This is a genomic window from Alteromonas sp. MB-3u-76, from assembly GCF_002831605.1.
In the GTDB taxonomy this organism is placed as follows: domain Bacteria; phylum Pseudomonadota; class Gammaproteobacteria; order Enterobacterales; family Alteromonadaceae; genus Alteromonas; species Alteromonas hispanica.
Genome location: NZ_CP025115.1, coordinates 1,733,824 through 1,747,352 on the forward strand (window position 1 = coordinate 1,733,824; position 13,529 = coordinate 1,747,352).

Below are 13,529 nucleotides of genomic sequence, written 5' to 3' on the forward strand. Positions count from 1 at the left end.
GGACAAGTCGAATCGGTGCGCTAGGAATAGTGATGTCTGGTGAGACAGGCCGTATATGGGAAGTAATTGTAGTCAAATTTGGTAGATTGCCTCAGTGCTAGAACGCCAAACCCTGCAATGAAAGTTACCACAATGTTAGAAAATGAACGATGTCCATAGGGCGCACGATACTAGATTGCAAATTAGCATTGTGTCACTTAGCAAGTGATATGAAGTATGCAGGAGCCGTATACGAGGCCCGTACGTACGGTTCTGTGAGAGGGATGAGGCGCAAGCCTCACCCTACTCGATATTTTCTACAGTATGAGAGTAAAGCCGAAATTTGGGCATATAACAGTAAAGTTTATATTTACACGCGGCTTGAAATAAACCACACTGTTTAAAAAAAGGCTATGTTCGGATTAACTGTTGTTGAATCGAAAAGAGCCTGTTTTCGTTAAGGTTTTCTGGATTATCCATAAACCTGAACCAACCCAGGTAGTGTTCCAAGTATTTTGTGGCTACTCCGTTAAACCGTTTTATCCACGCTTTCAGACGGCTGTGATAGGCGTTAACATTTTGAATGTGAAAGACTTTATCTATCACCTTAATTCCTCCTGCCACATCTAAGCGCTTGTGTATTAAATCATTTTTCTCAGAAAGAGCTATGTAGGGCTTATAGCCATCACTACACAACACACTGTCTTTCTCTAATTTTCCTGCTAGCTCCTGATGCAAAGCTTCCGATGTAACACTTGGCACAACGGCTTCATACGTACTCTTAGCTCGGTCTCTGACCGTTAAAACTGGCACCCAATCATCCTTTGAACGCCCTCGTTTTTTCGCTTTCACCCCTCTTTTACGGGGCTGACGAGTCATCCGTTTTGAGCCTTTCTCTGAGTAGGGAAAAAGTGTTTCGTCTGCCTCGATAATGCCTTCTAATTTGCTCGCTTTCAGTGCTGATGGTAGCGCCAAGAATCGGTGCCGCCACCTGAACGATGTTTCAAGGTGGAGGCCACATTCTTCGGCACATTTACGCAATGGCTTACTGTCCAGCATACAGCGAATATATTCTAACCAAAGCTCTTTGTACCTCAGTCGAGCTAGCGGTGTCGCCGTTGTCGCTACAAAGGTTTTGCCGCAGTTCTTGCAGCGATAACGCTGCATCTTGTTTACCTTGCCGTGCCGATTGATCAGTGAGCTATGGCAGTGCGGACATTCAGGGTTTTCAACCATCCGCTCCTCAAGCTCTGTTATCAACTGTGAGACGCTATCAGTGCCTTTCAGCAGCTTCTCAACATAACGGGTTTGACTATCTGTTAAGTGTTCTAACTCGGCTATAAGCTTTGTAAATTGTGCTGGGATCATGATCAACCCTCAATAACTGTATTCATATACAGTATAGCAACAATTTAGCAGAACATAGCCTAAAAAAACACTGGATATTCATTATGCTTGAGTCTATTTCATTTTCACAACGCCAACGGCTGGCGTACATCGATTTTTGTTTGCTATTTAAAGGCGCGATCCACCGACAAGATCTTATTACGCGGTTTGAGGTAGGCTTGTCTGCAGGCTCTCGTGATTTCACGTTATACAAAGAGCTGGCTCCAGAAAATTTAGTATATTCAACACAGGAAAAACGCTACTTTCAAACGGAAAATTTCAACCCGCTATTTGAGCACGATGCAAAGCGCACGCTTGTAAAGCTAGCTAACGATATATCAGACGGGTTCGATGCCATTGGCGATATTCATTTTCCCGTTGAAAGTGCTTCGTCTTTAAATGTTCCTGACATATTTGTTGTGGCTAAGGTAGTGCAAGCCATTGTGAATAACAAAGCAATAAGCGTTATTTATACATCGTTAAGCAGTGGCTCTGGCGCAAGAGAGCTTGTACCTCACAGTATTGTTGATAACGGCCAGCGTTGGCATGTTCGCGCTTTCGACCGCAAGTCGCAAAGTTTTCGTGATTTTGTTTTAACCCGCATTAGCAAGGTGACGTTAAAAGAAACTCCTGAGGCTAACGAATGTAAAGAAAGTGATGAAGCTTGGCAGAGAATTATTCCATTAGAAATTGTACCGCACCCCAAAAATATTAATCACCCCACTGCAATTGAGCTTGATTATGCAATGGAAGAAGGGGTGCTAACACTTAACGTACGGGCGGCAATGGCTGGGTACTTGTTGCGCCGATGGAATGTGGATTGTACAAAATTTGCAAGCTTAAGAACCGGAGAATATCAATTGTGGCTTAAAAATCACGCGAGCTTGGCAAATACGGATAATCTCGCCATTGCGCCAGGGTATACCCGTGAAGAGCCGGAGTACCAATAGTGCTTGGCGCGTAAGAGGGGAGAGCGTTATTCTCTCGTCTTGTGTCAGCGGCCGATAGCGAAACTTCAGCATTACTTGGCTTTTTTGTGGCACGCTCCGAGCGTTTAGCAGGGACATTACTTTTTGGAACGCTTTCATCATCGCGTTCCACATCTGAGTCAACATTTAACTCAGCATTTAACTCGTCATCAGAAGGCAATCGGGTGACGCGAATTGCGCTCTCTTCAAAGTCTAAATTTATCAGTCCCTTTTCCGCATAGGCTTGAAGAATATCTTTACGCGGGTAGTAACCCCATTTTTCACGAAATAGTTGAGCATTATGCACGAAATCAAGAAGGTGGTTTACTGGGCACTGCGCAGTCTCACGTGCTGGAGAATAGGAAGGTAAAGAGAGGTCGTGAATTGAAAAGTTAAGCGCGCGGCATTGGGTGAAAAAATCTTCGTCGTTTAGCCCGTAGCCGTCGTAGGTTTCATCGAAACCGCCGGCTTTTTCAAAGTCTGTCTTACGAATAAAAAACATTGCAGAAGTACTGCTATCGTTACTAAATTTTCCATGATTCTCGTCCTTTTGACTCGATGTAGTCACATTATTATTTGGCTTTGTTACAGAATTACGGTTGGCTTCAGTATTTTCTTTTCGCTCGGAAAATAAATGCTCATAAGGCGACTCGCAAGCCGATAAGGGAATAAACTCTACAGGAGCGCGCACAATGGATGACTCAGTTAGCGAATTAAGACCCTCTTCAATACATTTTGGTGAGAAAATAGTATCCACGCTGATGTATAAAAGCGTTTTGTTTTTCGCTTCAAACATTCCTTTGTTTCGCGCCTTTGCGATAGGTAACTCGTGTTGGTTTGCAAACTTGTGTTCAATTGTGAATTTGTCGCTTTTTATTAGTGACAAATCAGAAGGCGGCGTCATCCAAACTATAAGTAACTCGCTTGGCGCTGCTTCGCATGCTTCAAGCTGATTAACAAGGTTACAGAGCTTATCAGTTCTGTTTTTCACTATTGTTATCACGCTAACTGGTGCACACATTTACAAATATCCCTTTATTTACTGAATTGCAGCAAAAGTAGATTCGAAATAAGTTCTTATACTTTCGTCTATATAACCCATTGCAACAGTAGATAAGCAATAGGTGTTCCATAACTTAAGTAGCTGAAAATTATTGATAATTTGTATTTTGGTTTAGTTTTTAAGAAGCCGGTAGACAATATTTTCAGAAGAAAAGGAAAATATTACAGGTCTATATTGCAGGTATAGGGTAACCCCGTTTTTACTGAGCAAATTTAGTGATTAACGCTATGCGAGAGCTGGCTTATTTGCTAACCTTGAAATCGAAGGTAAGTAACTACTTTTCAACAACTTATTTATTCTTGTTCCCCTGCTTTTATCCGTGTAAAAGAAAAGGCAGTAGTTATAACCAGTATCTATAGCCAGCGTTTATAGCTAGTACTTAGAGCTAGCACTTACAGATACTATCGATAGACAGACAATCTTAAATAGCGGTTAGCGCGTAATAATGCTGATCATTGCGCCATTTTTATAAGGGTGATTATCCTCGTGCCATCTCAGTCTTCTGTAGAAATTAGAAATTACGACAAGCAATCATTGCGACTAGTCGATGTTATTTCCGGGATATCTCCCAATGCGATGCGAAGAGTTTTTGGTGGCTGGATATTCTTTGCGGCTGTTGTTGCTGTCATCGTGATTGTTGCGCCAGATTTGAGCAACCAATTTGTCGGGTTAACACTGTTTGTGTTGGTCGCTTTTACGCTAATTATGTTTGGACAAAGCCGTATTTCAGAAGGGTGGCCGGCCATTATCAGCGACAACAATATTATCGGTGTAGTGCGTGATCCTGTAAAAAGGGAATATATTTGCGTGGATAAGTCAATCGTTGTCGATGCGGTACCAACGCTAATTAAACCCAACAAAAAGGCTATCGAAATTCAATTAAGCGCTGAAAAACTTACCGAAGCTGATAACGACGTGTTGAAGCAGGCTGTTTGGCCAAGAGATGGAAAGCTTATTGGTTTAGCGCATTTCAAGCGCCGTGAAGATGCCTGTAAAAGCTTAATGTGGTGTGTAGAAAAAAAATGATACTCACATACAAGTAACTACCTTTTCTAAGGCTCTACTTCTGCAAGTTTTTTATAGAGAAAAGGCGTTACTCCAACGCCAATTCCAATTCTGTGTACAAAGGATAATGGTCTGAGCCAATATCGCTTAGTCGCTCTAAACGTACCAGTTTAAAATGTGATGAATGAAAAACGTGATCTAGAGGCCATTTAACAAGAGGGTAATGGGCATGGAACGTATTAAAGAATCCTCTACCTTCTCTGGGGTCTAGTAGCCCGCTTACCTTTTTAAACTTTCTTGTGGTGGGCGACCACGCGACATCGTTTAAGTCTCCTGCGACAACTACAGGACCCGTTGTCTGAGCCACTTCCTTGCCCACAATATTTAACTCTATGTCTCTGGGCCGTGCATATTCATTTTCTGTCGGGCTTGGGGGTTTGGGATGAATAAACTGCAGTGTAATAGGAACACCATCCACTCTTACGATAGCCTTTACCGACGGTACATCGTCTTCAACCAAGAAACGCAACTGGTGTTCTTCAAACTCATACTTACTGTACACATGCATGCCATAGAGATTTTCAAGAGCACAAAACTTAGTGTAAGGATAGTCTTTCTCCAATGGCTGAAGTGCTCGCTGCCATTTTTCATTTGATTCAAGTGTAACCAAAAAATCAGGCCTCTTGTCGGTTACATGGTCCAGCAGCTTTTGATAGTTGCTGTTGTGCATAAAGACATTGCTCGAAAGTATGCTAATTGTGCGTTTTTTGGAAGGGGTTTTACTGCGTTGAACATCTGTTCGATAAAGGGGAGTGTAGGGAAGGATCCAAACAAGTTGGTATACCAAACTTATCACTAACCCAGTGACTAGTGCATAGATTAGAAACGGCGTTATTGAAAGATATGTGTAGTCTTCAATTGTAAAGAACGCATGAGAGATAAGAGCTGCAATAATGAGTACAGCGATTTGCAAGCGAGGGAATTCCCACACTCTCACTAACCAGTGCGAGGACGGTAATAAGGGTACAAAGCTAACCGCGATTAAAAACGTCGATATTAATAGAAGAAAAATGTCCATTTATTGTCCGTAATATATTGATGAGTTCTAGTCTACTGATATGAATCAGCAAGAGGTATAAAGATGACAACCATATTACATGTAATTGATGTCACGAATTCAAGCTTTCATTTACGTAACGCTTTATTTAACTAAAAAGATGCACTGCTTAATAAATTCTTACAGGTGTGCCATCTAATTTGCTTTTCCAAAGACATGTGTTGTTCAAGTCGTACTTAGCGGAAAAGAGACTTTATTAAAGCAGTGTTGATTGAATCTAAATGAGAATCAGTAATTTTTGCCGAATGCTACGCAATGTTTTCAGGCAGACGAATCTAAATTTCCAAAATTTATTGACGAATAGTAAATATATCAATGGCTTAAGGCATTGGCATGAACCTAGCTTACTCATACTTGAGTTTCAACAAAGGAGAAATGTTATGAAACGTACAATACTATCTATGATTATTGCTACATCAGTGTCAACGGCTGCTTTTGCAGGTGACATGAACTCAAATAGCCAAACAGATAACGCATGGGAAGAAGGCGCCAAAGACGCATGGATTGATGGCAAGGCTGAAGCTACGCTGCTGTTCAATGGCAACCTTGATTCCTTTGACATTAATACAGACGTTAAAAACGGCGACGTTATTTTAACGGGTAAAGTAGAGAACTCAGTGGACAAAAAGCTTGCTGAAGAACTAGTCGCCAACATTGACGGCGTGATGTCAGTAGATAACAAACTTACCGTTATCGAAGACAGAGATATCGATTCGATGACCTCTAAAATGTCTGACGACATGGAAGAGGGCTACGAGCAAGGTGCCAGTGAGCTGACGGATGCTAAAATTGCAACCGTGGTAAAAACAAGGTTACTTATGGATACCGACATTTCTGGTTTTGACATCGATGTAGATGTAGAAAACGGTGTCGTTACCTTAACAGGTACAGTTGACTCTGACGCTGAAGAAGACTTAGCGATTGAGATTGCTAAAAATGCTTCTGACGTGAAAGACGTAGAGAACAACCTGACAGTAGTCACAGAAACAGCGATGAACTAATTGGTTGATAGTCTGAGCCAGTACATCTGAGCTTATACATCTAAACAGCAAAAAGGGGCGTTAGCCCCTTTTTTTGTTGGTCTGATTTGTGTACGCCCAGCATGGGCATGAACTAATGAGGTGAAAGTCCTCTGTAGGAAGATCACCGTTGTTTAACACACTGTTATTCAACGCGAACTACTAGCGAATGGCAAGGGCTAAATCGTGAGAGATAGTCTGGAGGAAGCCGCTAGCAAATCTGCGAGCTGATGGACAAGAACATCATATGAGGCGTAGGCTGAAGGTGAGTTGGCACAAGACAACGAAACCATGTGATCTAACGGCCACCGTAAATGATGCAGCAGTGCAGAGACAGTCCATGCTCTTATCTGGGGAGATCTGCTCTAAGAGCGATCGGTGAATACCAGTAAGGCTCTGGTATACAAGTGCCTTGGCGCAGAGGAAACGCATCACCCACTGCGAGCGAATTCGATGCAAACCGATAGCGCTGTTACAGGTAACTGTGGCGGTGATAAAGCAGAAGTCAGCAGACGGCATAGTAGCCAAATGCCCAGCGTAATGGCTGGGACACGGCCAAGTTGCTGCACAACGCGCCAAGAAACATTTAGAATAAAGGAGGAGCCTTGTCAGACTTGAACACACGAATGCCGTCCGGTAGTGACGTGACTCAGCGTACTGATGAGCAGCCAGCCTTTAGCGCAGATCTACTCGAACTTTTTCTCCAGCCTTCCAATCTTGTGTCGGCATGGAAGCAGGTTCGAGCCAACAAAGGGGCCGCTGGCATTGATGGCATGACCATTGATGACTTCCCCGCTTGGGCAAACGCCGGAAACTGGAAACGTGTTATGACTGAGCTTCGCTCAGGCCAATACCAACCTTCACCGGTGAAACGCGTTGAGATTGACAAACCTGATGGCGGAAAACGTCAATTAGGGATCCCAACTATCGTTGACCGTGTTATCCAACAAGCGATTGCCCAAGTCCTTACGCCTATTTTCGACCCAACCTTCTCAGATAATAGTTTTGGGTTCAGGCCACATCGAAATGGGCAGCAAGCAGTGAAGCAGGTAAACAGCATTATCAAAACGGGACGCCGTTTTGCCGTAGATGTTGATCTGTCTAAGTTCTTTGACCGCGTTAATCACGATTTACTCATGACCTACCTTGGCTATAAAGTGAAAGATAAGCGACTGCTTAAACTGATTAAACGATACTTACGAGCTGGGATTCTCTGCAAAACCAAAGGGGATAACCAGTTTTATAGTGAGAGTCGAGAAGGTGTTCCTCAGGGCGGGCCATTATCGCCGCTGTTGGCAAACATCATGCTAGACCCATTGGACAAAGAGCTTGAGAAACGGGGTCACGAATTTGCACGATATGCGGACGATTTTACCATACTGGTAAAGACGCCCCGTTCGGGTGAACGCGTGCTCAACAGTATCAGCAGATTCCTGTGCCACCGCTTGAAGTTAGTTGTTAATACAACCAAAAGCCACGTCGTTAAAACCAATGAAAGCAAATTCCTTGGATTCACCTTCAAGGCAGGCCGCATTCAATGGCATCCGAAGACCCTGATGAAGTTTAAGCAACAGGTTCGACGATTAACGAACCGCAACTGGGGCGTATCGATGCAATACCAACTCTTTAAACTCAGTCAGTATTTACGAGGCTGGATAAATTACTTTGGTATCGCCAGTGGATATCAGCGCTGCGTAGAACTGGATCACTGGATCCGGCGCAGAGTGAGAATGGCTTACTGGCGTCAGTGGCGAAAACCACGCACTAAGGTACGAAACTTAATGAGACTGGGCGTGCATGTTCAAGCTGCGGTAGCGTGTGGTATCACCAGCAAAGGGCCATGGCGTAGTGCAAAATCTCCGGGGATCAATCAAGCATTATCACTTGATTACCTAAAATCCGAAGGGCTTTATTCACTACGTGATGGATGGGTTGCGCTTCACTATCCTAAATGAAACGCCCTGTGCGGAGCCGCATGCAGGGTGTTGTGGGGGCTGGAGGCTAGATACCTCCGGCTACCCGATTAGGCGTACAACGAAACGTACGCAGCTTTGCTGCCACCACTAGCCAAATAGACCGCGTGTTTAAATTATTGAATTTAAGATAAAACAACCCTGTGCGAAATGCCAGATGTTACCGGTAATGCTGGATAAAAAAGCGAGTTTTGACAACTTGTAGTGTTGAATGTTGGCGTTGCTATGTTAATGAAAAGCTCGTTGCTAAAGTCGTTGGAACTACCGAAAAAGCAAGCTGTAAAGACAACCTAGTGAAACAACCTTGATGCTGTAATGTCACAGCTGAACCTACTTCTTAATGCGGTAAGTAAATGACGCCTAACAGTTTACTAGACCCCAATCCGGTCTGTCTAAACATACCATTATGAGATTCTTGTTTATTTATCCATATTGTTGTTTTTACTATAACTCACTAGTACGCAAAGTAAATTATGATTTGTCGCTTTTTGTACAAGTTATAAATACACCAAAACGGGTTGCAGGTGCTTTTGGTGTTTTTAACGCTGGTTTCTTTTTTTTCAAAACTATAAAAGCGCTATGTGGCAAGTGAAATTCACATAGGCATCATTTAGTTTGGTATGGTCAAGCTATGGACGAGTGGGGATGGGATAAAAAAAAGCCGCGGCGTTGTTAAACGCGGCGGCTTTTCATTTAGCTTAAACTGTAGTTTATACGGTTATGCTTAAATAGCCTTGGGCTATAGAACAGAAACCAATGCTTTTGCTAAGGTTTCAACATTGTTTTTGTTGATTCCAGCAATGTTTACGCGGCTTGAATCAACAAAGTACACGCTATGTTTCTCTCTCACTTCACGTACTTGCTCAGGGGTAATACATAAGAAAGAGAACATGCCTTTTTGGTTGTTTACAAAGCTAAAATCTTTAGGCGAGCCATTGTCATGAAGATTCTTCACTAGCAATTCACGTAGTGTCTTCATGCGGTCGCGCATTTCGTTAACCTCAGACACCCATTCATTGTTAAGGGCTTCGTCAGATAAAATTAAGTCTACCAATGCACCGCCGTAGCTTGGTGGCATAGAGTATATTGCGCGTGCAATAGATTGAATTTGCCCTTGAGCTATCTTACGGGTTGCCGTGTCTTGCGTAATAATAGCGGCTAAACCAACACGTTCGCGATATAAACCGAAGTTTTTAGAACATGAAGCAGCAACAATCACTTCTGGAAGATTTTCAACCAAAAGGCGCATACCGTACGCATCTTCTTCTAACCCTTCGCCAAAGCCTAAATACGCTACGTCGATGAAAGGTAAAAATTCGCGTTCTTTAGCAACAGCTAATACTTCGTCCCACTGTGCATTAGTTAGGTCTGCACCCGTTGGGTTATGGCAGCAACCATGCAATAACACAATGTCGCCTTTTTTAACTTGGCGAAGCGTGTCCATCATGGCGTCAAAGCGGATGCCAGCAGAGGCTTTATCAAAATAGGGGTAGGTTTCAATTTCAAGGCCAGCAGAACCAATAAGTGGAATGTGGTTTGCCCAAGTTGGATCACTTACCCATACTTTCGCATTATCGTTACAACGTACTAAAAGCTCTGAAAGAATACGAAGTGCGCCGCAACCGCCTGGTGCTTGCACAGCAGCTACGCGATCTGCAAGAAGTACTGGGCTATTTTTCCCAAGTAATAGCGATAACATGCCATCAATAAAGCCCTGATTACCCTGAGGCGTAATGTATGTCTTGCTGGTTTCACGCTCTAGCAGCAGTTTCTGTGCTTTTGCAACACTTGAAAGAATAGGGGTATTACCTTGCTCGTCTTTATAAACGCCAACACCTAAATCTATTTTATTTGGGTTAGTGTCTTCTTTATAAGCAGCAGAAAGGCCAAGAATTGGATCTGGGGCAAGATAGGGTAATACTTCAAACACGATATATCCTCACTATGGTGTGCAAATGGTGGTTTGCAGATAATAATACGCAAATAATAGCAGGCACGCATTATGCCATTGATGATAGAAAAAACGACACCTATTCGCAGAAAATATCTCAATTTCTTTATGAAATTTTGTAAACAGCGAAAGAGTTATTCTACAAACTAGTTAAATTGTGAATAAAAACTCTCGAGTTTGTGTAATTTCTCCGTCTTCAGAAAAGGAACGTTCTTTAAAGGTCAGCTCGCCGTTTGTGTCAACAAGCACTATGGTAGAGGTTCGCGTGCCGTATTCCTTTATATTGATAAATATGGAAGAAAGCGCTTTTTCCCACTCATAACCAATACCAGTATCCGGTAATTTTTCATCCTCTGCTTTATTCTCTTGTCTTAGCAGTGAAAATAAATCTTCTGTGTTGATAGTGTTGTGCTGCGCAACGTAATGATTTAGTGCAGACACCCCTTGAGTAACTTTAGGCCAAGGGGTAATGATGTCGGCATTCGATAGGCCAAATACGCCTTTATCAATACTATGCTCGCTATTATTCACATTGTTATAAACACACAGCGATTGGGCATCACCAAATACTAAATTGTATCCGCTGTAGTTGTTTCGCGAGTGTTTTAATGCATCTAAATACTGGTCTGAGGTAAGGGGGATATTCTCCAATGTATTACTTTTTAGCCAGTGTGTTACCAACTCACCACGAGAGACGGCATTAGAACGAACTGCATTAGGCGAGCGCACGTTGGTAATAGCCGCTATTCTGCCTTCCCGAGTTACTCCCATCCAGGTGCCGTTTGCCTCAAGATCTTTCCCGCCCAGTAAAAACGGAGCATCTGGCCAATAGTCTGCTGGTAAGGTGGGGCGTGCGTAAAACTCGTCCCTATTGGCCGCAATAATCAGTGGGTATTGCGGGTGTTTGTGTCGTGCAATAAATAAAATACACATTAGAAAACCCTTATCTTTAATCACAACCACAACAGTGCTTTGCACTACAATACTCACGTTTTACGCGTGCGAATGCTACGACCATGGAATTGCGATTTACTTTTCTCTATTCTTAACATATTGGGCAGTATGAGAATAATAAAAATGAATAGTAATTACCCTTATGATAAAGCTGGCTTAGAAATAGGTGATATGCAAATAGATAAGCATGTTCCGAGAAAGTGGCCGCATTGGTTGTCGTCCTTCGCAGCATTTGTATTAACAAAGCGGGGCTGGCGTGTTGAAGGCGCTTTTATAAATCAAAAAAAAGCGATACTTGCTGTGGCTCCCCATACATCAAACTGGGATTTTTTCATCGGCGTATTTGTGCTTTTTTCCTTAAGATTGAAATTAAATTTTTTTGGCAAACACACCATTTTTGTTCAGCCACTTGGTTATATCGTGAGAAAACTAGGTGGTATTCCTATTAAACGCAGTAAAGCACATGGCGTGGTAACCAGTATTGTTGAAAAGATTAAAAGTGCAGACGAGCTTTTATTAGCGTTAGCGCCAGAAGGTACACGCAGCGCGATATTTCCCTGGAAAACGGGTTTTTTACATATCGCCAAAGCGGCTAACGTTCCCATTCAGCTGATTTCGCTAGATTTTAAAACAAAAAGAATTTGTTTTGGGCCAGTAATTGAAAAGGTCGAGGACGTCGATGAACAAATGCAAACAATTTATGCATTTTATGATAATGTTTGCCCAAAATACCCAGACAAATGCATAACACGGTCTCTTTAGCAGTATACGAGTAGTTTTTTAAAGCGACTACCTGCTGTGGCCTTGCTGAGGCAAGGTAGAGTGACCTGCAAAGTAAATTTTAACACCGGAGTTTCACCCGTGACAAAACAGGGATTCACTACCCGACAGGTCCATGCCGACCGCAGGCTCAATACCCCAGAACATGGCGGCGTTCATACCAGCACATCAAATTCTGTACTGTTTGAGTTTAAAGACGCCCAAGGCATTATCGACGCCTTTCAGGGTAAGCGCGCTGCCCATGTCTATTCTCGCTCTTCTTCACCTTCCGTAGCGGCGCTGCAAAATATGCTTAACGAATTAGAGGGTGGAGTGGGTACCCTGTGTTTTAGCACTGGCATGTCGGCAATAAGCAGTACATTGTTTGCGCTGTTAAAGGCGGGTGACCACCTTATTGTTAGTCAATATTTGTTTGGCAATACGCGTAGCTTTTTTGAGACGTTAAAAGATTTTGGTATTCACGTTACGTATACAGATGTTACCGATATTGAACAAGTGGTAGAGGCGTATCAGCCAAATACCAAAGGTGTCTATACTGAAACGGTGGCTAACCCTGTTACCCAGGTTGCAGACCTCCATGCAATCGGACAGTTTTGTGAAGAGAAACACATTCTCTTCATGGTTGATAATACCATGACGCCTCCGCCGCTGTGTTATGCTAAAGAATTCAAGGCGTCTCTTATATTCTGTTCTTTAACCAAATACATTGCAGGTCACGGAAATGTACTTGGCGGTGCGGTTACCGATACCGGCAATTTTAATTGGGAGAAATACAGTAATATCAAACCTGCGTACCAGGTTGCTGATAAAGCGCAATGGGGAATAACTCAAATAAAGAAAAAAGGGTTGCGCGACTTAGGTGCTACCCTTGCGCCAGAGTCTGCCACTGCAATTGCTGTGGGTATGGAAACGTTAGGGCTTAGAATTCAACGTAGCCAACATAATGCCTTGAAGCTCGCAACGTTTTTAGATAATCACCCGGGTGTGTCTCAGGTGTTTTACCCTGGGCTGGCCGACCATCCACAGCACTTTATGGCGCGCGAACAGCTAACGGGTGGATATGGCGCTATTTTAAGTTTTAATTTGGTCGATGGGGTCGACCCCGTTTCCTTTTTAAATGAAATGGAGCTAGTAATTTGTGCCACGCATTTGGGGGATAATAGAACACTGGCGTTGCCGGTGGCCCCTACTATTTATTTTGAGAATACCGCTGAAGAACGTGAGAAGATGGGTGTATCGGATAATATGCTTCGTATCTCAGTAGGTATTGAAGACACCGATGATCTCATTGCTGATTTCAGAAATGCGCTACACGCAGTTTCGAGCTAACTTGG

General features: G+C 43.0%; 11 protein-coding genes. 6 read left to right on the plus strand and 5 right to left on the minus strand.

The genetic code is table 11. The features are described from left to right. Positions 1–390: 390 nt before the first annotated feature. Positions 391–1,347: an IS1595 family transposase gene (locus tag CW735_RS07755; RefSeq protein WP_157812624.1), complete on the minus strand. Its 957-nt coding sequence runs from the start codon at positions 1,345–1,347 to the stop codon at positions 391–393. A gap of 83 nt (positions 1,348–1,430) precedes the next feature. Between CW735_RS07755 and CW735_RS07760 the strand changes: the two genes are divergently transcribed. Next, positions 1,431–2,315 carry a WYL domain-containing protein gene (locus CW735_RS07760; protein WP_071979905.1) on the plus strand — a complete coding sequence of 295 codons (885 nt, stop codon included), beginning with the start codon at positions 1,431–1,433 and terminating at the stop codon, positions 2,313–2,315. Here the strand turns inward: CW735_RS07760 and CW735_RS07765 are convergent. After that, the gene (locus CW735_RS07765; protein WP_071979904.1) at positions 2,233–3,354 is read right to left on the minus strand and encodes a glycosyltransferase family 2 protein; all 1,122 of its coding nucleotides are present in this window, start codon (positions 3,352–3,354) and stop codon (positions 2,233–2,235) included. The genes CW735_RS07760 and CW735_RS07765 overlap by 83 nt on opposite strands. Before the next feature lie 528 nt (positions 3,355–3,882). Here CW735_RS07765 and CW735_RS07770 point away from each other — a divergent pair. Further along, positions 3,883–4,422: a hypothetical protein gene (locus CW735_RS07770; protein ID WP_071979903.1), complete on the plus strand. Its 540-nt coding sequence runs from the start codon at positions 3,883–3,885 to the stop codon at positions 4,420–4,422. 67 nt (positions 4,423–4,489) lie between these two features. Here the strand turns inward: CW735_RS07770 and CW735_RS07775 are convergent, their stop codons facing one another. Then, positions 4,490–5,479 (minus strand): endonuclease/exonuclease/phosphatase family protein, encoded by a 990-nt coding sequence (locus CW735_RS07775; protein ID WP_071979902.1) that lies wholly within the window; start codon positions 5,477–5,479, stop codon positions 4,490–4,492. 419 nt (positions 5,480–5,898) lie between these two features. On the opposite strand from CW735_RS07775, the gene CW735_RS07780 reads away from it, so the two are divergent. After that, entirely contained in the window at positions 5,899–6,519 is a 621-nt protein-coding gene (locus tag CW735_RS07780; protein WP_100971593.1) for a BON domain-containing protein, read from the plus strand. A 623-nt stretch (positions 6,520–7,142) separates the two neighbouring features. Continuing rightward, positions 7,143–8,492 (plus strand): group II intron reverse transcriptase/maturase, encoded by a 1,350-nt coding sequence (ltrA, locus tag CW735_RS07785; RefSeq protein WP_100970866.1) that lies wholly within the window; start codon positions 7,143–7,145, stop codon positions 8,490–8,492. Between the two features lie 757 nt (positions 8,493–9,249). On the opposite strand, the gene CW735_RS07790 is transcribed toward ltrA, so the two are convergent. Further along, a complete protein-coding gene (locus CW735_RS07790; protein ID WP_071979054.1) occupies positions 9,250–10,440 on the minus strand; it encodes an amino acid aminotransferase in 1,191 nt (396 codons plus the stop codon). 171 nt (positions 10,441–10,611) lie between these two features. Continuing rightward, the gene (locus CW735_RS07795) at positions 10,612–11,394 is read right to left on the minus strand and encodes an NRDE family protein (protein WP_100973208.1); all 783 of its coding nucleotides are present in this window, start codon (positions 11,392–11,394) and stop codon (positions 10,612–10,614) included. 144 nt (positions 11,395–11,538) lie between these two features. Here CW735_RS07795 and CW735_RS07800 point away from each other — a divergent pair, with 144 nt between their 5' ends. Together CW735_RS07800 and CW735_RS07805 are read left to right on the plus strand one after the other, a co-directional pair. Then, entirely contained in the window at positions 11,539–12,177 is a 639-nt protein-coding gene (locus CW735_RS07800) for a 1-acyl-sn-glycerol-3-phosphate acyltransferase (RefSeq protein ID WP_100971595.1), read from the plus strand. A gap of 99 nt (positions 12,178–12,276) precedes the next feature. Continuing rightward, entirely contained in the window at positions 12,277–13,524 is a 1,248-nt protein-coding gene (locus tag CW735_RS07805; RefSeq protein ID WP_100973209.1) for a cystathionine gamma-synthase family protein, read from the plus strand. Positions 13,525–13,529 lie beyond the last annotated feature (5 nt).

Coding starts and splice junctions, on each gene's coding strand:
- CW735_RS07755 (WP_157812624.1), bottom strand. CDS start 1,347: ATGATCCCAGCACAATTTACAAAGCTTATAGCCGAGTTAGAACACTTA.
- CW735_RS07775 (WP_071979902.1), bottom strand. CDS start 5,479: ATGGACATTTTTCTTCTATTAATATCGACGTTTTTAATCGCGGTTAGC.
- CW735_RS07760 (WP_071979905.1), top strand. CDS start 1,431: ATGCTTGAGTCTATTTCATTTTCACAACGCCAACGGCTGGCGTACATC.
- CW735_RS07800 (WP_100971595.1), top strand. CDS start 11,539: ATGAATAGTAATTACCCTTATGATAAAGCTGGCTTAGAAATAGGTGAT.
- CW735_RS07765 (WP_071979904.1), bottom strand. CDS start 3,354: ATGTGTGCACCAGTTAGCGTGATAACAATAGTGAAAAACAGAACTGAT.
- CW735_RS07795 (WP_100973208.1), bottom strand. CDS start 11,394: ATGTGTATTTTATTTATTGCACGACACAAACACCCGCAATACCCACTG.
- CW735_RS07780 (WP_100971593.1), top strand. CDS start 5,899: ATGAAACGTACAATACTATCTATGATTATTGCTACATCAGTGTCAACG.